The organism is Conyzicola sp. (genome assembly GCF_046714715.1).
Lineage (GTDB): Bacteria > Actinomycetota > Actinomycetes > Actinomycetales > Microbacteriaceae > Conyzicola.
Genome location: NZ_JBKKAD010000113.1, coordinates 1 through 17,805 on the forward strand (window position 1 = coordinate 1; position 17,805 = coordinate 17,805).

18 protein-coding genes and 1 pseudogene are annotated in these 17,805 nt (G+C 69.7%); 11 read left to right on the forward strand and 8 right to left on the reverse strand.

What is annotated here, in order from left to right; genetic code table 11:
• Together ACLQ6X_RS08885 and ACLQ6X_RS08890 are read right to left on the reverse strand one after the other, a co-directional pair.
• Positions 1-308 (reverse strand): hypothetical protein (locus ACLQ6X_RS08885; protein ID WP_411699811.1); only part of this gene is annotated, 308 nt, incomplete at its 3' end.
• Positions 309-360: 52 nt separating this feature from the next.
• The gene (locus ACLQ6X_RS08890) at positions 361-1,104 is read right to left on the reverse strand and encodes a WecB/TagA/CpsF family glycosyltransferase (RefSeq protein WP_411699812.1); all 744 of its coding nucleotides are present in this window, start codon (positions 1,102-1,104) and stop codon (positions 361-363) included.
• A gap of 104 nt (positions 1,105-1,208) precedes the next feature.
• On the opposite strand from ACLQ6X_RS08890, the gene ACLQ6X_RS08895 reads away from it, so the two are divergent.
• From ACLQ6X_RS08895 to ACLQ6X_RS08915, 5 genes are all read left to right on the forward strand, one after another.
• Positions 1,209-2,717, forward strand: coding sequence for a SulP family inorganic anion transporter (locus ACLQ6X_RS08895; RefSeq protein WP_411699813.1), 1,509 nt, complete (start codon positions 1,209-1,211; stop codon positions 2,715-2,717).
• A complete protein-coding gene (locus ACLQ6X_RS08900) occupies positions 2,714-3,364 on the forward strand; it encodes an HAD-IA family hydrolase (RefSeq protein WP_411699814.1) in 651 nt (216 codons plus the stop codon). Before ACLQ6X_RS08895 ends, ACLQ6X_RS08900 begins: the two co-directional genes overlap by 4 nt.
• Positions 3,365-3,476: 112 nt before the next feature.
• A complete protein-coding gene (locus tag ACLQ6X_RS08905; RefSeq protein WP_411699815.1) occupies positions 3,477-4,304 on the forward strand; it encodes a siderophore-interacting protein in 828 nt (275 codons plus the stop codon).
• 27 nt (positions 4,305-4,331) lie between these two features.
• Positions 4,332-4,748 carry a hypothetical protein gene (locus tag ACLQ6X_RS08910; RefSeq protein WP_411699816.1) on the forward strand — a complete coding sequence of 139 codons (417 nt, stop codon included), beginning with the start codon at positions 4,332-4,334 and terminating at the stop codon, positions 4,746-4,748.
• Positions 4,745-5,956: an MFS transporter gene (locus tag ACLQ6X_RS08915; RefSeq protein WP_411699817.1), complete on the forward strand. Its 1,212-nt coding sequence runs from the start codon at positions 4,745-4,747 to the stop codon at positions 5,954-5,956. Before ACLQ6X_RS08910 ends, ACLQ6X_RS08915 begins: the two co-directional genes overlap by 4 nt.
• Positions 5,957-5,958: 2 nt before the next feature.
• Here the strand turns inward: ACLQ6X_RS08915 and ACLQ6X_RS08920 are convergent, their stop codons facing one another.
• The gene (locus ACLQ6X_RS08920; protein WP_411699818.1) at positions 5,959-7,236 is read right to left on the reverse strand and encodes an alpha-amylase family glycosyl hydrolase; all 1,278 of its coding nucleotides are present in this window, start codon (positions 7,234-7,236) and stop codon (positions 5,959-5,961) included.
• 86 nt (positions 7,237-7,322) lie between these two features.
• Here ACLQ6X_RS08920 and ACLQ6X_RS08925 point away from each other — a divergent pair, with 86 nt between their 5' ends.
• Both ACLQ6X_RS08925 and ACLQ6X_RS08930 read left to right on the forward strand, forming a co-directional pair.
• Entirely contained in the window at positions 7,323-7,901 is a 579-nt protein-coding gene (locus tag ACLQ6X_RS08925; RefSeq protein WP_411699819.1) for a MarR family winged helix-turn-helix transcriptional regulator, read from the forward strand.
• A 10-nt stretch (positions 7,902-7,911) separates the two neighbouring features.
• Entirely contained in the window at positions 7,912-8,823 is a 912-nt protein-coding gene (locus ACLQ6X_RS08930; RefSeq protein WP_411699820.1) for an NmrA family NAD(P)-binding protein, read from the forward strand.
• A 31-nt stretch (positions 8,824-8,854) separates the two neighbouring features.
• Here the strand turns inward: ACLQ6X_RS08930 and ACLQ6X_RS08935 are convergent, their stop codons facing one another.
• On the reverse strand, positions 8,855-9,406 hold the full coding sequence (locus ACLQ6X_RS08935) for a GNAT family N-acetyltransferase (RefSeq protein ID WP_411699821.1): 552 nt from the start codon (positions 9,404-9,406) through the stop codon (positions 8,855-8,857).
• A 62-nt stretch (positions 9,407-9,468) separates the two neighbouring features.
• A complete protein-coding gene (locus ACLQ6X_RS08940; RefSeq protein WP_411699822.1) occupies positions 9,469-10,338 on the reverse strand; it encodes a LysR family transcriptional regulator ArgP in 870 nt (289 codons plus the stop codon).
• Between the two features lie 72 nt (positions 10,339-10,410).
• Here ACLQ6X_RS08940 and ACLQ6X_RS08945 point away from each other — a divergent pair, with 72 nt between their 5' ends.
• The 3 genes from ACLQ6X_RS08945 to ACLQ6X_RS08955 all read left to right on the forward strand — a co-directional run bounded on the left by ACLQ6X_RS08945 (position 10,411) and on the right by ACLQ6X_RS08955 (position 12,525).
• Complete coding sequence (locus ACLQ6X_RS08945) at positions 10,411-11,022, forward strand: LysE/ArgO family amino acid transporter (RefSeq protein ID WP_411699823.1); 612 nt, start codon at positions 10,411-10,413, stop codon at positions 11,020-11,022.
• A gap of 38 nt (positions 11,023-11,060) precedes the next feature.
• Positions 11,061-11,939 carry an EamA family transporter gene (locus tag ACLQ6X_RS08950; RefSeq protein ID WP_411699824.1) on the forward strand — a complete coding sequence of 293 codons (879 nt, stop codon included), beginning with the start codon at positions 11,061-11,063 and terminating at the stop codon, positions 11,937-11,939.
• An 85-nt stretch (positions 11,940-12,024) separates the two neighbouring features.
• Entirely contained in the window at positions 12,025-12,525 is a 501-nt protein-coding gene (locus ACLQ6X_RS08955; protein WP_411699825.1) for a hypothetical protein, read from the forward strand.
• Here the strand turns inward: ACLQ6X_RS08955 and ACLQ6X_RS08960 are convergent.
• On the reverse strand, positions 12,522-13,154 hold the full coding sequence (locus tag ACLQ6X_RS08960) for an alpha/beta hydrolase (protein ID WP_411699826.1): 633 nt from the start codon (positions 13,152-13,154) through the stop codon (positions 12,522-12,524). The two genes, ACLQ6X_RS08955 and ACLQ6X_RS08960, sit on opposite strands and share 4 nt — an antisense overlap.
• Before the next feature lie 251 nt (positions 13,155-13,405).
• Here ACLQ6X_RS08960 and ACLQ6X_RS08965 point away from each other — a divergent pair, with 251 nt between their 5' ends.
• Complete coding sequence (locus ACLQ6X_RS08965; protein WP_188511323.1) at positions 13,406-13,897, forward strand: CarD family transcriptional regulator; 492 nt, start codon at positions 13,406-13,408, stop codon at positions 13,895-13,897.
• 150 nt (positions 13,898-14,047) lie between these two features.
• Here ACLQ6X_RS08965 and ACLQ6X_RS08970 read toward each other — a convergent pair whose 3' ends face one another.
• Together ACLQ6X_RS08970 and ACLQ6X_RS08975 are read right to left on the reverse strand one after the other, a co-directional pair.
• Positions 14,048-14,824 (reverse strand): DNA-formamidopyrimidine glycosylase family protein, encoded by a 777-nt coding sequence (locus ACLQ6X_RS08970; protein WP_411699827.1) that lies wholly within the window; start codon positions 14,822-14,824, stop codon positions 14,048-14,050.
• A gap of 12 nt (positions 14,825-14,836) precedes the next feature.
• A pseudogene (locus tag ACLQ6X_RS08975) lies at positions 14,837-17,805 on the reverse strand (ATP-dependent helicase); the annotation flags it as partial.

A 17,805-nucleotide genomic window follows, 5' to 3' on the forward strand; every position in this document is an offset into this window, starting at 1 on the left:
AGCAGTTTCGCGTCGGCCGCGGTCACCGTCTCGTTGTCGAGCGAGTACTCGGCGTAGGTCTCGGCCGACGAGTCGTAGGTCGCCTGCGTCTCCGGCGACAGCAGGGCCCACGCGCCGCCCTGGTTGCCCAGGGCGATGGCGTCGAGATACTCGGAGACGATGGCGGTCGCCGTGTCGTGCGGCTCGGGGTCGACGGTGCCCGACTCGCTGGGTGTCGCCGGCGGATAGTCGGTGCCGCACCCCGCGAGGAGAGCCATCATCGCGACCGCGGATGTCGCGGTCAGGACGTTTCTCAGCGAAGTCGTCATCCTTCCAGCCTACGATTGCGGCCCGCGGATGGCGGTCATTGCCAGTCAAGACTCAGCGGTCGCGCAGGCACTGCCTCAGGAAGACCGCGATGTCGATCGTGTAACGGCGCGCGAGGCGTCGGGGCTCGAGGCCCAGCCGGTAGAGCCACTCGATGCGCAGGCGTCGGAAGGCGTCGGGCGCCCTGCTCTTGCCGCCCGCCCAGAAGTCGAAGAGCGCTCCGACGCCGATGAACAGGCTCGCGTCGAGGTGCGGCGCGTGCTCGACGATCCAGCGCTCCTGCAGGGGGTTGCCCATGGCGACGAGCACCACGTCGGGCCGCGCCGCGTTGATGCGTCTCCCGAGGGCGGCCGAATCCGCGGCGCCCTCGAAGCCGTCGCTGCTGCCGACGACGTTCTGGCCGAGCGTCGTGCGAGCGTGCTCGACCGCCCTCTCCAGGATCTCCGGACGTGCGCCGAGCAGGAACACTCGCAGCGGTCTGCCGGCGCGCTCGAACAGGAACGGGGTGAAGTCGGTTCCGTTCAGGTTGTGCGCGAATCGTCGGCGATGAACCAGCATCGCCGCGACATCCATGCCCAGTCCGTCGTTGACGATCACCGTCTCGACCTCGCCGGGCGCCTCGAGCAGGAAGCGGCACTGCACCACGAAGTTGGTGTTGGCGAAGAACAACGCGACCCGCCGCCGTTCGTCGACCGCCTCGAGCAGGCGCCCCGCCAGCCGGTCGGGGGTGGTCGACAGCACGTCGAATCGGCTGATGACGAGCGCGTCGTCGATGTCTCCGCGGGTTTCGGGTCTCACGGGGCGTCCTCGGGTCGGGTGTACTGCATGTGTACACCCGGGCGGGCGGCGGCGTAATTACTGGTGGAGGCGGCCGTTAGCTGCTATCGGCCCTACAGTAAACCGTGCCCAGAACCGCCATCACCCCGCGCGAGCTCAACGCTCGCGGCCGCCTCCCGCTGCGCGCGATCCTCCGCAATCCGGCCCTGGTCGGCACCGAGGCGCTCGCCGGGGCGGTCACGGTGCTGGCGCTGATCCCCGAGGTGATCTCCTTCGCGATAATCGCGGGGGTCGACCCCGTGAACGCGCTCGTCGCATCCGCGGTTCTCGCGATCACCATGTCGTTTCTCGGCGGACGCAGCGCAATGGTCACGGCCGCGGCCGGCTCGGTGGCGCTCGTCGTCGCGCCGCTCGTGCACGCCGAGGGGGTGGAGTACCTGCTGCCGACGGTGATTCTCGCGGGCGTGATTCAGATCGTGTTCGGCGTCACCGGGCTCGCGCGGGTGATGCGGTACATCCCCCGCTCGGTGATGATCGGCTTCGTCAACGCGCTCGGCATTCTGATCTTCGTCGCCCAGGTCGCGAGCCTGATCGACGTGCCGTGGCAGGTCTACCCGCTGTTCGCGCTGACGCTGCTGATCATCTGGCTGTTCCCGAAGATCACGACGCACGTGCCGGCGCCGCTCGTGGCGATCGTCGCGGTGACCGCGCTCACCGTCGCCGTGGGCATCACGGTGCCGACCGTCGGCGACGAGGGGCACGTGACCGGCGGGCTGCCCGGCATCACGCCGTTCGGTGTGCCGCTCACCCTGGGAACCCTGCTGCTGATCGCGCCCACGGCCATCGCCGTCGCGTTCGTCGGCCTGATCGAGACGCTGCTCACCGCGAAACTGGTCGACGACATGACCGACAGCCCCTCGTCGAAGACGCGCGAGTCGTGGGGACTGGGCGTCGCGAACATTCTCGCCGGGTTCTGGGGCGGCGTCGCGGGCTGCGCGATGATCGGCCAGACGGTGGTGAACGTGAAAATCGGACGCGCCCGCACCCGCCTGTCGACGCTGTTCGCCGGCGTCTTCCTCCTCCTCTTCGTGGCGGTGCTGTCGAACGTGATGGCCGTCATCCCGATGGTCTCACTCGCCGCCGTCATGATGGTGGTCGCGGTGCGCACCGTCGACTGGCACTCGGTGCGGCCGAGTGTCGTGAAGCGGATGCCGCGTTCCGAAACCATCGTGATGGTGGTCACCGTGGCGACCGTCGTCATCACGAGCAACCTTGCGATCGGCGTCGGGGTCGGCGCAGTGCTGGCCGCGCTGCTGCTGTTGCAGCGGGCGGCCCGCGCGTTCGGGGTGACCCGCATCGTCTCCGGCGACGGCGCCAGCGTCGAGTACCTCGTGCGCGGTGCGCTCTTCTTCGCGTCGAGCAACGAGCTCGCCGACCACTTCCGTTTCACGACCGACCCGACGCGCGTCGTGATCGACTTCACCGAGTCGCGCATCTGGGACGCGTCGAGCGTCGCCGCCCTCGACGCGATCGAGGAGAAGTACCGTGCGGAGGGCTCGACGGTCGAGGTGCGCGGCCTCGACGAACGCAGCGCGCGCCTCCACGCCAGTATGAGCGGACACTTGAACCCATGACCACGACGATCGACTGCCGTGCCATCCTCTTCGACATGGACGGCACCCTCGTCGACTCCACCGCGGTCGTCGAACGCGTCTGGGCCCGGTTCGCCGAGCGCTTCGGCCTCGACCTGGCCGACATCCTCGCCTCGTCGCACGGGCGACGCATGGAGGATTCCATCGTGCGGTTCGGCCCCGAGGGCGTCGATGTCGCCGCGCAGCAGAAAGACCTCTCCGAGTTCGAGTTCGCCACGACCGAGGGTGTCGTCGCCGTGTCGGGTGCGCCCGCGTTCGTGCGCAGCCTCCCGCCCGAGTCGATCGCGCTCGTCACGTCCGCCGGTCGCGACCTGGCGGCCATGCGCATGCGCTCGGTCGACGTTCCGATGCCGGCGGTGCTCGTCGGTGCCGAAGACGTGACGAGCGGTAAGCCGCATCCGGAGCCCTATTTGAGAGCCGCAGCCGCCCTCGGCGCCGACCCGAGCGACACGGTCGTCTTCGAAGACGCCGACGCCGGCATCGAATCCGGGCTCGCGGCCGGTATGCGCGTGATCGTGGTCGGCGACGCGGCGGGGGAGGTCGCGCGCGACCTCCCCCGCATCCGCGACTACGCGCAGATCACCGCGACGGTGACGGACGGCCGCATCACGCTCGCGCTGGTTGAGTAGGAGCGCCAGCGACGTATCGAAACCTGACGACAGGTTTCGACACAGGCCCTGGAGGGCCTTACTCAACCGGCAGAGTGGAATAAACGCACAGGTCGCCGTGATTGGCTCCAGTGTGACCACCCAGATCCCGGCGCGCCCAGCCTGGCCCCAGATCGTCCTGTCCGTCGTGCGCACCGAGTGGATCACTCCGCGCATGGTGCGCGTGATCGCCGGTGGACCCGGCTTCGACGACCTCGCGCCGAACGACTTCACCGACAAGTACAGCAAGCTGATCTTCGTCAAGCCCGAGCTCGGTCTGGCCGCCCCCTACGACATCCCGGCGCTGCGCGATTCGCTGCCTCAGGCCGACTGGCCGGTCGTGCGCACCTACACGATCCGCTCGGTCGACTACGAGACGCGCGAGATCGCCGTCGACTTCGTCGTGCACGGCACAGAGGGTGTCGCGGGCCCGTGGGCCGCGAACGCCCGGCCAGGAGACGCTCTCGTGCTCGGTGGTGTGGGCGGCGCCTATGCGCCCCACCCCGAGACGGGCTGGCACGTGATCGCCGGCGACGAGTCGGCGATGCCGGCGATCTCGTCTGCCGTCGCCGCCCTCTCGCCGACCGCCCGCGGCATCGTGCACATCGAGGTCGAGGACGACGACGACGTGCTGCGGCTCGAGGCTCCGGTCGGCGTCACTGTCAACTGGATCCACCGAGGGCACGATCGCGACTCGTCGCTGCTCGCGACCGCGGTCGATGAGGCGCAATGGCCGACGGATGACACGGTGCAGGTGTTCGCCCACGGGGAGCGCGAGTCGATGAAGGCCGTGCGCGCCGTGCTGGCTAAGCGCGGTGTGCCGCGCGACCGCTTCTCTCTCTCGGGATACTGGGCCTACGGCCGCACGGAAGACCGGTTCCAAGCCGAGAAGCGCGAGCCGATCGGCACGATCGCCGACTGAGCTGGTCGGCGGGTCTACTCTGGCCGGGTGACCGAGCGACTCTCCCGAGGCCTCCGTGTCATCCGGTTCGTCTGGATCGCCGGCTTCGTCATCGGCACGACCACGCATGTCGCCGACCTCGTGGTGGGCGGCGTCGAGGTCTACGCCGGCTATCCCGACGCCGCGCGGGTGTTCTGGGTCTCGCTGACGCTGCTCGATCCGGCAGCCGTGGTCTTGCTGCTGCGAAGGTCGCGCGTCGGCGTCGTGCTCGGGGTGGCGATCATGCTCGCGGACGTCGCGGTGAACTGGACGGTCTTCGCGACCATCGAGGGGTTCGGCCTGTTCGGCCTCATCAACCAGTCGCTGTTCTGCGCGTTCGTGCTGGCGACCGCTGTGCCGCTGTGGCGTGCGTACAACACGCCGAGTCGCTGCGTCGGACGCGCTGACGACAGAATGGACGGGTGAACCCTCTCCGCGTAGTGCTCGGCACCCCCAGCGCCGTCTACCTGCTGGCCAGCTCGCTCGTCGGACGACTGCCGAGCGCGATGGCGGCCCTGGCGATCGTGCAGCTCGTGCGCCTGCAGGGCGGCGACTACGCGCTCGCCGGAACGATGACCGCCGTCTACATCGTCGCGGGCGCGGTGGGGCAACCCGTGCTCGGCCGCGTCGTCGACCGGGTCGGGCAGACGGTCGTGCTCGTCGTTGCGGCCGTGGTCAGCTCGCTCGGATTCGCTGCGGTCGCGGTCTTCGCGGCCGACGCCCCCGTTCTCGCCCTCGTCGGAGCCATCCTGGCCGGCCTGTTCACCCCGCCGCTCGAGCCGTCGCTGCGGTCGCTCTGGCCGCGCATCGTGCCCGAGGGGCGCCCCCTCAAGGCCGCGTTCAGCCTCGACGCCGGTGCCCAAGAACTCATCTTCATCATCGGACCGCTGCTCACCGTGCTCGGCATCTCGGCCTTCGGCGCCACCGGCAACGTGCTGTTCGCCGCCGCGCTGGGTCTGGTCGGCACGATCGCCTTTGCGCTGAACCGGGTGTCGCGCACAGCGGGAGCGGCGGAGACCTCGGATGCGCCGAGACTGTCCCCGATACGAGGCGCGCGTTTCCGCCGCCTCGTCGCCTTTACCTTCGGCGTCGGCATTCCCGTCGGGGTGCTGACCATCTCGGTCACCGTGTTCGGCGAGCGTCACGGAGTCGAGGGCTTCGCCGGGTGGGCGCTCGCCGCCAACGCCTTCGGGGCACTGGTCGGAGCGACGACGCTGGCACTGCGTCCGTTCAGGCGTGCCCCGCAGCGCCTGCTCGCGGTGTGCGGACTGCTGCTCGCCGCTGGCTACCTGCCGCTCGCGCTGGCCGACCTGCCGCCCGCGGTCTGGCTCGCACTCGCCGTCGCCGCCGGTTTTATGCTGCCGCCGAGCCTCGCCCAGATCTTCGAGTCGGTGGCGCACGTGACCGGCCGGGGGTCGCTCACCGAAGCGAACGCCTGGGTTGTGAGCGCGATGAGTGTCGGTGTCGCGGCGGGCACGCTCGGCGGCGGCCTCGTTGCCGGGCTCGATTTCGCCGTTCCGGTGATGGTTGTCGGCGGCTCGGTCGCGACCGCGCTGCTCGCCATGCTCGTGCTGCCGTCGCGCATGACGACCGCCTCCCAGCTGCCCGCACCGGTGGGGTCGGCCGCGGTCTGAGGTCAGCCGAAGATCGCCCAGCCGTGCGCGGGCACCGACGCCCCGTCGGCGCCGCCCGCCAGCAACTCCAGTCCGGCGTGGGCAGGATCGAGGGCGAGCGCGTCGTCGCCCAGGTTCAGCGCGACCACGATGCGGTCGCTGCCGTCGGTCACCTCGAACACGTAGCCCGTGTTGCTCAGGCCGATGCTCGTGCTGGTCGCGGCGTGCAGCCACGGGTGCCGCCTGCGGATGCCGATGAGCTGCTGGTGCACCGAGAGGATGTCATTCTCGGCGAGCTCGGCGGGAGTGTCCGGGTACGCCGGGCGGATCGCGTCGTCGCCGCCGACCCGCTGCTCTTTGACCGCCTCGAAGCCGCGCTCGTCGCCGTAGTAGACCGCGGGCGTGCCGCCGAGCGTCAACAGCAAAACCAGCGCGTGCGCGCGGTGCCGTTCGTCGGCGATCTGGGTAGCGATGCGGGTCACGTCGTGGTTGCCGACGAACGTGTACGGAACGAACGTCTCGAGAAATTCGTTGTGCCGCTGCAGTGCCCAGTCGAGCTCGAAGAAGTTGGCCTCGGCGATCGAGTGCCAGATCGCCTGCCACAGCTCGTACTGGGTGACGCTGTCGAGGCCCCCGTCGCGAACGAAGCCCGCGTAGTCACCGTGCAGCACCTCGCCGAGCACGTACACGGCGGGAAACTCTTCACGCACGGCCGGCAGAATCGAGGCCCAGAAGCCGACCGGCACCGAGTACGCGGCGTCGAGTCGCCACGCGTCGATGCCCCGTTCGAGCCAGTGGCGCATCACGGACCCGACGTACGCGGCGACCTCCGGGTTCGCGTGGTCGAGGGCGACGAGCGCGCCGTGCCCCTCGAAGACCGCGAGCTCGCCGGCGTCGGTGTGCCGGAACAGGGCGTTCTCGGGCGCGGACGGGTCGCTCAGTGCGGCTTGCAGCGGCGCGAACTCGCGTCCGACGTGGTTGAAAACGCCGTCGAGCATGACCCGGATGCCACGTGAGTGAGCCGCCTCGATGAGGTGTTCCAGGTCGGCCGTGGTGCCGAGGCGGGGGTCTACCTCGAAATAGTCGATGGTGTCGTATCCGTGGGTGCTCGACTGGAACACCGGACCGAGCGCCAGGCCGTTCGCGCCCAGCGCGAGCAGGTAGTCGAGCCACGACTCGAGCTGACGCAGGCTGTGGGTCGCGGCGCGGTTCTCGCCGGTGGTGTCCGCGCCGACGAAGCCGAGCGGGTAGACGTGCCACCAGATCACATTTTCGGTCCAGTCGGGTGTCGATCGTGACATGGTCTTCTCTCCAGGTGGCTCGATCCGAGCGTACCGTCGCAAGATCATCCCTATGCAAGATGATCTTCTTGGCGTAACATTTGAGCATGGATGATTCTGCGACCGCCAACGCGACTGAGTCCCTGCCGGAGATCGATTGGGGTGCCGGGGGGATCGAGACTGAACTCGGCTGGGCTCTTCCGGCGATGTATCAGGGGTTTTCGCGGTCGGCGACGGGTGCGGTCGTCGACGTACCGGGCGGGCCGCGGGGTTATCAAGTGCTGGTGGCGATCACTACCGAAAAACCGTCGTCGCAATTGGCGCTTGCTCACCGTCTCGGGATCGACAAGACCCAGATGACCTACGTCATCGACGCCCTCGAAGCCGGTGGCTTCGTCGAGCGGCGCCCCGACCCGACCGATCGTCGAATCCGCCAGGTACACCCGACAGACGCGGGCCGGTCGTTGCTGAAGTCGGCGCGCGCCGCCCTCCGTGACGTCGAGGGCGTGCTCATGCGACACCTGAACCACGACGAGCAGACGCAGCTCCGCCGGCTCTTGGCCCGGGTGGCGCTCGGTGCCGGCAATGTCGAATCCTGCATCGCCGACGCCCGAGCCGACCCAGACCAGCCCCTCGCCTCCCCCGACCGATCCCGCAGACATACCCCTTCGACCTCAACGGAATGAGACACCTCCCATGACCACCACCATCCTCGTCGCGGGAGCCACCGGCGACCTCGGCCAGCGCATCGTCCGCGAACTCCTCCAGCACGACGTCCGGCTGCGAGTGCTCACCCGCCCTGGCAGCGCCACCGCCGCGGCGCTCTTCGGCGACGACGAGCGCATCGACATCGTCACCGCGTCCTACGCCGACCACAAAGCTCTGACCGCCGCCGTCTCCGGCGTCGACGTCGTCGTATCGGCCGTCAGCGGCATCCGCCCGGTTATCGTCGATGCCCAGCGCGCCCTACTAAAAGCGACCGTCGCGGCCGGGGTGCCCCGCTTCATCCCGTCGGACTACTCCGCCGACTACCGCCAGATCGCCCCCGACAGCAACCGCAACTTCGAACTCCGACGCGAGTTCGCCGCCGAGGTCGATGCCGCACCGGTGCACGCGACGTCGATCCTCAACGGCATGTTCACCGACCTGCTCACCGACGAGGCGCCCATGATCCTCTTCGGCCGTCGACGGGTGCTGTTCTGGTCCTCCGCCGACCAGGTTCTCGACTTCACCACCAAAGACGACGCCGCCCGCGTCACCGCCCTCGCCGCGCTCGACAATGACGCTCCGCGCGTCATCGAGGTCGCCGGCGCACAGGTCTCAGCCCGGGACGTCGCCCTCACGATGACCGAGCTCACCGGAACCCCGTTCAAGCTGCAGTGGGCCGGCACGACCGGGACGCTCTCGGCCATGAGCAAGATCGGCAGGAAGCTGTCGAAGAACCCGAACGAGACGTTCCCGGCCTGGCAGGGTATGCAGTATTTCGTCAGCATGTTCAGCGGCCAGGCGCAGTTGCGACACGTCGACAACGACCGCTACGGCCCCCACGTCTGGACCACCGTCCGTGATGTCCTCCACGCCCACCTCGCCGGACAGAAGGCCTCCTGAGGCGGAACCGACCTGGCCCCGGCGCTGACGATTACGGGTTCGGCACTGTCTCTGGCGTTCTGCTCGTGACGGCTACCGGCGCTGTTCGACGCGATATGACCTTCTCGAAGCAGAGCGAACCCGGGATCGTCTCGATGTACGGCTCGTACGTCGCGATAGGGGTGTAGCCCACCCGCTCGTAGAGCGCCACGGCATCGGGCTGGCGGTCGCCGGTCTGCAGGATGAGGCGAGTCGCGCCGCCCGCCGCGGCGAGCTGCTCGAGATGGTTCATCAGGGCGCGCCCGATGCCGCGGCCGCGCTGGCCGTCGACGACGATCACGCGCTTCACCTCCCAGTCGCCCCGCAGCAGTTTCAGCGCGGCGTGGGCGAGGGGTGTTCCATCGGAGTCGAGCACGAGCACCGTGGCCGTCACGAGCGCCGGGTCGACGGCGAGGGCGAGTTGCCGTTTCGCCGTGATCGCGGCGGGCTCGGGCTCGGGGCGGTAGTAGCGCACGGTCATTTCCGCATCCATCGCAGCGCGCAGTTCGACGGCGCGGGGGTCGTCCCACTCGACGGATTCGAAGGTGAAATCGGGGGTGCTCATACGCGCTCAATCTGTTCGGGGGTGCCTGAATGAGCGTAGGCGAAAGCCCGGGGGTTCACGTCTCAGCGCAGGTGCAGCGCCGCCGCGGCGCGCACCGCGGATGCGACGCTGTCGAGCGTCGCCGAGCGCAGCTGCCACTGTTGCCAGTAGAGCGGCACGTCGAACACCGCCTCGAGGTCGAAGGCGACCAGCTCGGGGGTGTCCTGCAGATCGGGAACGTTTCCCCAACCGAGCCCCAGTTCCACGGCCCGCACGAAATCGGTCGACGACGGCACGAAGTGCCGCGGCGGCGACGGCAGCGGACGACCGGCCCGGCGCAGGTAGGAATCCTGCAGATCGTCCTTGCGATCGAACACGACGACCGGCGCGCGGTCGAGGGCGCTGCGCGTTGCCCCTTCGCCGAACCAGGTCGCGGCGAAGTGCGTGCTGCAGCGGGGCCGATACCGCATGGTTCCGAGCAGCGTCGAGGTGCAGCCCTGGATCGGCTGCGCGACCGCGGTGACCGCCGCCATCACGGCGCCGGAACGCAGAAGGGCGGTCGTGTGCTCCTGGTCGTCGAGCTGGATGTCGAACGTCGGCGCGCTGGGTGCCGCGGCGAGGGCGGGCAGGATCCACGTGGCGAGCGAGTCGGCGTTGACCGCGATCGGAATATTCACCGGGCGCCCGTCGCCCGCCCCGTCGCTCAGCTCGTGCTGGGCGTCGGCGGAGAGGAGGTCGACCTGCCGGGCGAAACGCAGAACCGCCTGGCCGCGCTCGGTCACCCGCACCGGTTTGGTGCGCTGAACGAGTATGGCACCCACGGCCGACTCCAGCGCCTTGATGCGCTGACTCACCGCGGAGGGGGTCACGTGCAGTGCACGGGCGGCGGCCTCGAAGCTGCCCTCGGCGATGGTGGCGCTGAGAGCGCGGAGGTGGGCCAGATCGAACTCCATGATTAGCCACACTAATGCAGCGTAAGAAACAGTAGCTGGACTGATGCCACGACCCGGCCTACCGTTGCATCCGTGCTCCTCACACTTCTCGCCGGACTCGGATTCGGCCTCTCGCTCATCGTCGCCATCGGCGCGCAGAACGCGTTCGTGCTGCGTCAGGGCCTGCGCCGCGAGCACGTGCTCGCGGTCGTGCTGGTGTGCGCGATCTCCGACGCCGTGCTGATCCTCCTCGGCATCGCCGGCGCCGGCGCCGTGATCCAGTCGGCTCCCCTCGTGCTCACCGTCGTGCGGTACGCGGGCGCGGCATTCCTGCTGACCTACGGAATCCTCGCCGCGCGTCGCGCCATTCGGCCCGCCGTGCTCACCGCCGACGGCCCCGCCGTGCGCAGCGGCCTCGCCGCGACGCTCGGCACCGCGCTGGCCCTCACCTGGCTCAACCCGCACGTGTACCTCGACACCGTTGTTCTGCTCGGGTCGATCGCCAACACCCACGGCGACGGCCGCTGGTGGTTCGGCGCGGGAGCGGTTCTCGGCAGCATCGTCTGGTTCACCGCGCTGGGCTTCGGGGCCAGGCTCCTTCAGCCCGTGTTCGCAAAGCCCGCCGCCTGGCGCGTGCTCGACGCGATCATCGCCGTGGTGATGGTGGCGCTCGCCGTGTCGCTGGTCGTCGGTGCTCTCCACTGACGGACTGAGAGGCCGCCGCGAACGAATACGGTTGCGGTATGGCAATCACGCGCTCGGCGCTCCCCCTCGGGTCGGTCGGGCTCGTCGTCGCCGGCCTCACCCTGCAAGAGGTGGGCGCCTCATTCGCCGTGTTGCTCTTCCCGGCCATCGGAGCGCTCGGCGTGGTGTCGCTGCGGCTCGGTTTCTCGGCACTCATCCTGCTCGCCATCAGCCGGCCCACCCTCCGCGGCTACAGCCGCGGCAGTTGGACCACTGTCGTCGCCTTCGGCATCGCCATCGCCGCGATGAACTTTCTCTTCTACGAGGCGCTCGACCGCATCCCGCTCGGCGCCGCCGTGACGATCGAGGTGCTCGGCCCGCTCGCCGTCTCGGTGTTCACCAGCCGCAAACGCTCCCGCTGGGTGTGGGCCGTCATCGCCCTCGCCGGGGTGGCACTGCTCGGGCAGGGCAGTTTCGGCCACCTCGACCCGCTCGGCGTGCTGTTCGCGTTCGGCGCCGGCGCCACGTGGGCGGGCTACATCCTGCTCTCCGCCCGAACGGGCCAGCACTTCCCGCGCTTCGACGGACTCGCCCTCGCCATGAGCGTCGGCGCGCTGATCACCCTCCCGTTCGGCATTACCGTGACGGGTGCGGCGCTCTTCGAGCCGCAGATCCTGCTGCTCGGAGCGGCCGTGGCGTTGCTGTCGTCGACGCTGCCCTACGCCTTCGAGCTGCTTGCCCTGCGGCGACTGCCGGCGGCCACGTTCGCGATTCTCATGTCGCTCGCGCCGGCCATCGCCACGCTCGCCGGGCTCGTCATCCTCGACCAGCGCTTCACCGTGGTCGGCGCCGTCGCGATCGGCCTCGTGATCGTGGCGAGTATCGGCGCCGTGCGTTCGGCGCGCCCGCAGCCGCCCACCGAGCCATTGGCTGTCTGACGCGTCATCCGCCCCTTCTCCCGGAATCCCGATGCCGCGAGCCACGTCGCGAGATACGCTCGAACCCTCACCCGAGGGGACGACCATGACCGCACGATCCGACGACGACTTCGATCCCAGATTCGATCCGGCCTTCCAGCGCGGATTCGACGCGTCGAGCTCACCGGAAACACCGCGCGTGGTGCAGCGCGACGTGCGGCGCGCGACCCCGGTTCGTCCGCCCGAACCGACCGCCGCCCCTGGCCAGCCGTACGACTCGGCGCCCGCCATCGGGCTGCCCCCGGCGCACACGGACCCCCTCGCCGTGGATTCAGGGCAGGCGGATGCCGCGGCTCACGACGACCAGCCGCGCCGCAACCCGTTCCTGATAACCCTCGGCGTGGTGAGCGTCGCCCTCGTGGCGGCAGGGGTGTGGGGCATCCAGGCCGCGCGCGAGCCGTTCCTCGGAACCGACGCCGCCTCCACGATCGACTACGTCGGGCTGCAGATCCTGCAGATCCTCTCGCCCGTCTCGATCGCGCTCGGCGTCGCGACCGCGATCGGGATCCTCTTCGTCTACGCGGTCGGAGCGCAGCGGCGCCGTTAGCTCCACACCGAGCGGATGAAGGCGTTCACGTCGTCGAGCTCGGGACGGGAGATCGAGTGGGGTAGATCCTCGTAGATGCGCTCGGTGAGTGCGGAGTGCTCGGGCAGCCACTGCTGCGTGTAGGCGATCTTGTCGGGCGTGATCACCTCGTCGGCGGTGCCGCGGCCCCAGAAGACAGGTGGCCTGACCCGCGCCAGCTCGGCGTCGCCCGCATTGTCGTCGAGCACGGCGAAACCGCTCAGGTTCACGGCGAACGCGAACCGCTCGGGCGCGTTGCGCAGCAGCTGCATCGCGATCGCGCCGCCCTGCGAGAAGCCGAGCAGCCCCACCGACGTGGACTCTGTGGTGGCGAGCCATTCGAGAAGTGCGACCGCGACCTCGTCGGCCCCGTCGGCGACCGTCGCGGCATCCGCCTGTCGCGTGAGCGGCGCCCAGGCGTAGCTGCCCTGGCCGATCGTGAGGGGAGCGCGCACCGAGGCGATCACGGGCCCGAGGGGCAGCTGGGGAGACAGGCCGAAGAGGTCGCCCTCGTGCGAGCCGAAGCCGTGCAGCAGAACGAGCAGCGGCCGGCCGGCGCGTTCCCGTTCCGGGGCAGACCAGAGAACGGCGGACGGGTCGATGGTAACCATGCTCACCACGCTAGCCTGTGATGCTCGAGCGGCTGTGCGGCGTGCAATGTCCCGCCGGGGAGGCCCTTATAACGCACTCAGGTTGAGAGCGCCCGCCGAGTGGTAGAATTGGTACCCCTTCCTCAGCGAGCCAGAGGATGCGCCGCAATGTAGCCGCGCGAAAGACCCGATCTTCCAACAACGGCGACCAGCCGCCGCGCTACAACACGGCCACGGTCACCGACAACAACAAACGATTAGAGGCAGCCCAAATGATTTTCGAAGTAGGGGAAACCGTCGTCTACCCGCACCACGGAGCAGCCACCATCACCGCCGTCAAGACGCGCACCGTCAAGGGCGTCGACAAGACCTACCTGACGTTGAACGTGCACGCCAGCGACCTGATGATCGACCTCCCGCAGGAGAACGTCGAGCTGATCGGCGTGCGCGACGTCATCGACGCCGCGGGTGTCGAGGCCGTGTTCGACGTGCTGCGCAGCGAGTGGGTCGAGGAGCCGGGCAACTGGTCGCGCCGCTTCAAGGCCAACACCGAGAAGATGGGCAGTGGAAGCGTCTACAGCGTGAGCGAGGTCGTTCGCGACCTGTGGCGCCGCGACCAGGACAAGGGCGTGTCGGCCGGCGAGAAGCGCATGCTGCTCAAGGCCCGCCAGATTCTCGTCTCCGAGCTCGCGCTCGCGCGCCAGAGCACCGAAGAGGAAGCCACCGCGGCCCTCGACGAGGTGCTGGCGAGCATCCCGGCGTAAACGGTTTCATCGAGAGGGCCGTCCCGAAAGGGGCGGCCCTTTCGCGTTCGCGGGCGGCGCGCGAAGGTGTTTGCGCACTCTCGGGTCACGTGCGGGTGCGCGCCGGTGCGCAGACGTCCCAGGGTTGCGCAGAAGCTACCCCAGAGCGTCCTACGTCTGGCAGCGCGGGCACCAGAAGGTGTCGCGCTCGGTGAGCACGGTCGCCCCGAGTTTTCCGCGGCGGATGCGGGTGCCGCAGCGCAGGCACGGCTTGCCCGCGCGCCCGTACACCCAGGCGTTGCGGCCCGACCGCAGGTCGCCCGTCGTCGAGCGGTCGACGCGACCACGGTTGGCGACGAGCAGCCTCTTCGCGAGGGTGACGGTGGCCGCGACATCCGGATCTTCACCGATCGGACGCGTCGGGAGCATGCCGCGCAGGAAGCACAGCTCGTTGGCGTAGACGTTGCCGATTCCGGCGAGATTGCGCTGGTCGAGCAGCGCGACGAACGCGGGAACCGACGGCTCGGCGGTGAGCCGCGCGATCGCCAGGCCGGCGTCGAACGAGCCGAGCAGGTCGGGGCCGAGGTAGCCGACGACGTTGTCTTCGTCGGCGGTTGGCACGATCTCGGTAATGCCGAGCGAGAAGCCGACGGTCACCCAGTCGGCGGTGGTCAGGATGATGCGGGCCTGGTGCGCCGGCCGACGCCACGGGGTGCCGTGCCGGTACAGGTGCCACGACCCCTCCATCTTGAGGTGCGTGTGGATCGTCATGTCGCCCACGTGGTGCAGCAGGTGCTTGCCGCGGCTCTGTACGTCGTGCACGGTCTCGCCGGTGAGGTCGACGGTGGCGAACGCGGGCACGCGCACGTCGCACGCGGTGAGCACCTGACCGCCGATGGCCTTGTTCAGGTTGTCGGCGGCGAGCCAGACTGTGTCGCCCTCAGGCACGGGTGCGCTCCATCAGGCGCGCATCGACAATCCGCGCGGGGTAGCGCTGAAGCCGGCGTCGCCCAGCGCGATGCCCAGCGGCGTGCCCGTGATCGAGACGCCGTCGACCTGTTCGATGCGCAGCTTGCCGAGTCCGGTGCGCACGATCGAGGCAAGCGATGCGGATGCCGCGGCCAACGCCTCCTCGTCGCCGGTGAACGTGAGCACGGTCTTGCCGCCGCGTTCCACGTAGACGGCCAGTTCGCCGTCGACGAGCACCACGAGCGAGCCGGCCTTGCGTCCGGGGCGGTGCCCGCGGGGTTCGTCGGCGTCGGCGGCCGGCCAGGGCAGGGCGGCGCCGTACGGCTGGGCGGGGTCGGTGGCGGCCAGCGTGATGGCGGCCGGCGGCGCGTTGGAGGCGTCGTCCCTCGTGAACGCGCGCAGCCGGTCGACCGTGGCGCCGGTCGCGAACTGGGCGGCGCCGAGGCCCTCGACGAAGTAGCCTCGGCGGGCGCGTCCGATCTCCTCGAACCCGCTCAGCACCTTGTAGGCGAGGCTGAACCCACCACGGATGCCCTCGCTCACCACGGCGCCGCGGGTGACCACGCCGTGCCGCTCGAGCAGCAGCTCGGCCATCGATTTGGCGCGGATCGTGGTGTCGCCCTCGGCGAGCGGCAGCAGCGACCAGCGTCCGCCGACGTTCGGCGCGCCGGCCTGACTCGGCAGGCTGGGCCGCGCGCGACCGCGGTAGGCCCGCGACCGTGACGGAGCGCGCTTCGGGGCGGCCTTGCCGCCGAGGTAGGAACGCAGCGGCGAGAACGTGTCGTTGGTTACCAGCCCGGCCCAGACCAGGTCCCACAGGGCGGTCGTGAGCTCCTTGTCGTCCATGCTGCCGACCGCGCCCGACAACTGGCGGAAGAAGAACGCCCCGCCGCCGGCGAGGCTGGCCAGGATGGAGCGCTGCAGCTCGGTGGTCTCGTCGCCGCTCGGCTCGGCGAGCGTGAGCGGCGCGGTCTCGGCGAGGTGCAGGCTGACCCATCCGTCACTGCCCGGCAGTGAGCCCCGGCCCGACCAGACGACCTCGCCGGTGAGAGTCAGTTCGTCGAGCCAGGCGGAGGAGTAGTTGCGCAGCCGCGCGGGCAGCACGAGGGTTTCCCATGCCGAGGCGGGCAGCGCGACGCCGGAGAGCTGGTCGATGACCTGCACGAGGCCGTCGATTCCGGTGAGGTTGCTGCCGACGTGTTGCCACGCCGGCAGGAAGCGGCCGAGGGTGGGCGCATCGACCGGCTCGACCTCGTGCCGCAGGGCCGCGAGCGAACGGCTGCGCAGGCGCCGCAGCACCTCGACGTCGCACCACTCGCTGCCGGCCGCGCCCGGACGGAACTCGCCCTCCATCACCCGGCGCTCGCTCGCGAGGCGACGCAGCGTGTCGAGCACGACGGCGACGCCGAGACCGAAGCGAGACGCGGCGTCGGCGACGGTGAACGGACCGTGGGTGCGGGCGAAGCGGCCGATCAGGTCGCCCAGCGGGTCGGCGACGGGCTCGATGAACGCGGCGGGCACGCCGATCGGCAGGGGGACGCCGAGCGAGTCGCGCAGGCGGGCGGCGTCTTCGATGCCGGCCCAGCGTTCGGTGCCGGCGATCGTCACCCGCAGCACGCGGTTGTCGCGCGCGAGCTGGTTGAGTAGCTCGCTCAGCGAGCGTATCGAAACCTCGTCGTCGGGTTTCGACACTTCGATATGGTCGCTGAGCGACCTACTCAGTGCAGGTACGTCGCTGGCGTTCCTACTCAACCAGCTGCGCTCCACGATCTCTTCCGTCGACAGCGGCCCGAGCAGCCGCAGCACGTCGACGATGCCCTCGGCGTCTTTCGCCCGGCGGTCGGCGGCGAGGCGCTGCAGCTCGAGCTCGGTCTGTTCGATGACGCCGGCGTCGAGCAGTTCGCGCAGCTCCGCGCGACCGAGCAGTTCGGCGAGCAGCGTCGAGTCGAGCGACAGCGCGGCGGCGCGTCGCTCGGCGAGGGGCGAGTCGCCCTCGTACATGAACGCGGCCACGTATCCGAACAGCAGCGACCTCGCGAACGGCGACGGAACATCCGTCTCGGTCTCGACGATTCGGATGCTGCGGCTCTCGATCTCGCCGGCGACCCCCACGAGCGCGGGCAGGTCGTAGACGTCTTGCAGAACCTCGCGCACGGTCTCGAGAACGATCGGGAAACTCGGGAACTTGCGCGCCACATCGAGCAGCTGCGACGCCCGCTGGCGCTGCTGCCAGAGCGGGCTGCGCTTGCCGGGGTTGTAGCGCGGCAGCAGCAGGGCGCGGGCCGCACACTCTCGGAAGCGTGACGCGAACAGGGCCGAGCCGCCCACCTCTTCGGTCACGATGTCCTGCAGCTCGCCGGGTTCGAAGACGAAGAGCTCGGCGCCGGGCGGCTCCGCGTCGGTATCGGGGATGCGCACGACGACGCCGTCGTCGCTCGCCATGGCCGCGCCATCCATGCCCATCCTGTCGCGCACTCGGGCGCTCACGGCGAGGGCCCACGGCGCGTGCACCGGCATGCCGTAGGGGGAGTGCAGGATGACGCGCCAGTCGCCGAGCTCGTCGCGGAACCGCTCGACGACCAGCGTCTTATCGGTCGGCACGTGCCCGGTCGACTGCTTCTGGTCGGCGACGAACGCGATGAGGTTGTTGGCGGCGAATTCGTCGAGGCCGGCCGCCTCCATGCGCTCCTTCACGCGGGTTGAGCCCGTCGAAACCTCGTCGGTCGACACCTCCCGCGTAAACGCCCCGATCGCCCGGCCCAGCTCGGCGGGCCTGCCCAGGCCGTCGCCTTTCCAGAACGGAACCTTGCCCGGCTGACCGAAGGCGGGCGACACGAGCACGCGGTCGTGCGTGATGTCTTCGATGCGCCAGCTGGTGGCGCCGAGCGCGAACACGTCGCCGACGCGCGACTCGTAGACCATCTCCTCGTCGAGCTCGCCGACGCGGGCCGCCTTCTCGC

Excerpts from the sequence above, each read along its gene's own strand:
- ACLQ6X_RS08950 (WP_411699824.1), top strand. The coding sequence starts at position 11,061 with ATGGCAATCACGCGCTCGGCGCTCCCCCTCGGGTCGGTCGGGCTCGTC.
- ACLQ6X_RS08940 (WP_411699822.1), bottom strand. The coding sequence starts at position 10,338 with ATGGAGTTCGATCTGGCCCACCTCCGCGCTCTCAGCGCCACCATCGCC.
- ACLQ6X_RS08925 (WP_411699819.1), top strand. The coding sequence starts at position 7,323 with ATGGATGATTCTGCGACCGCCAACGCGACTGAGTCCCTGCCGGAGATC.
- ACLQ6X_RS08920 (WP_411699818.1), bottom strand. The coding sequence starts at position 7,236 with ATGTCACGATCGACACCCGACTGGACCGAAAATGTGATCTGGTGGCAC.
- ACLQ6X_RS08965 (WP_188511323.1), top strand. The coding sequence starts at position 13,406 with ATGATTTTCGAAGTAGGGGAAACCGTCGTCTACCCGCACCACGGAGCA.
- ACLQ6X_RS08955 (WP_411699825.1), top strand. The coding sequence starts at position 12,025 with ATGACCGCACGATCCGACGACGACTTCGATCCCAGATTCGATCCGGCC.
- ACLQ6X_RS08960 (WP_411699826.1), bottom strand. The coding sequence starts at position 13,154 with ATGGTTACCATCGACCCGTCCGCCGTTCTCTGGTCTGCCCCGGAACGG.
- ACLQ6X_RS08900 (WP_411699814.1), top strand. The coding sequence starts at position 2,714 with ATGACCACGACGATCGACTGCCGTGCCATCCTCTTCGACATGGACGGC.
- ACLQ6X_RS08935 (WP_411699821.1), bottom strand. The coding sequence starts at position 9,406 with ATGAGCACCCCCGATTTCACCTTCGAATCCGTCGAGTGGGACGACCCC.
- ACLQ6X_RS08930 (WP_411699820.1), top strand. The coding sequence starts at position 7,912 with ATGACCACCACCATCCTCGTCGCGGGAGCCACCGGCGACCTCGGCCAG.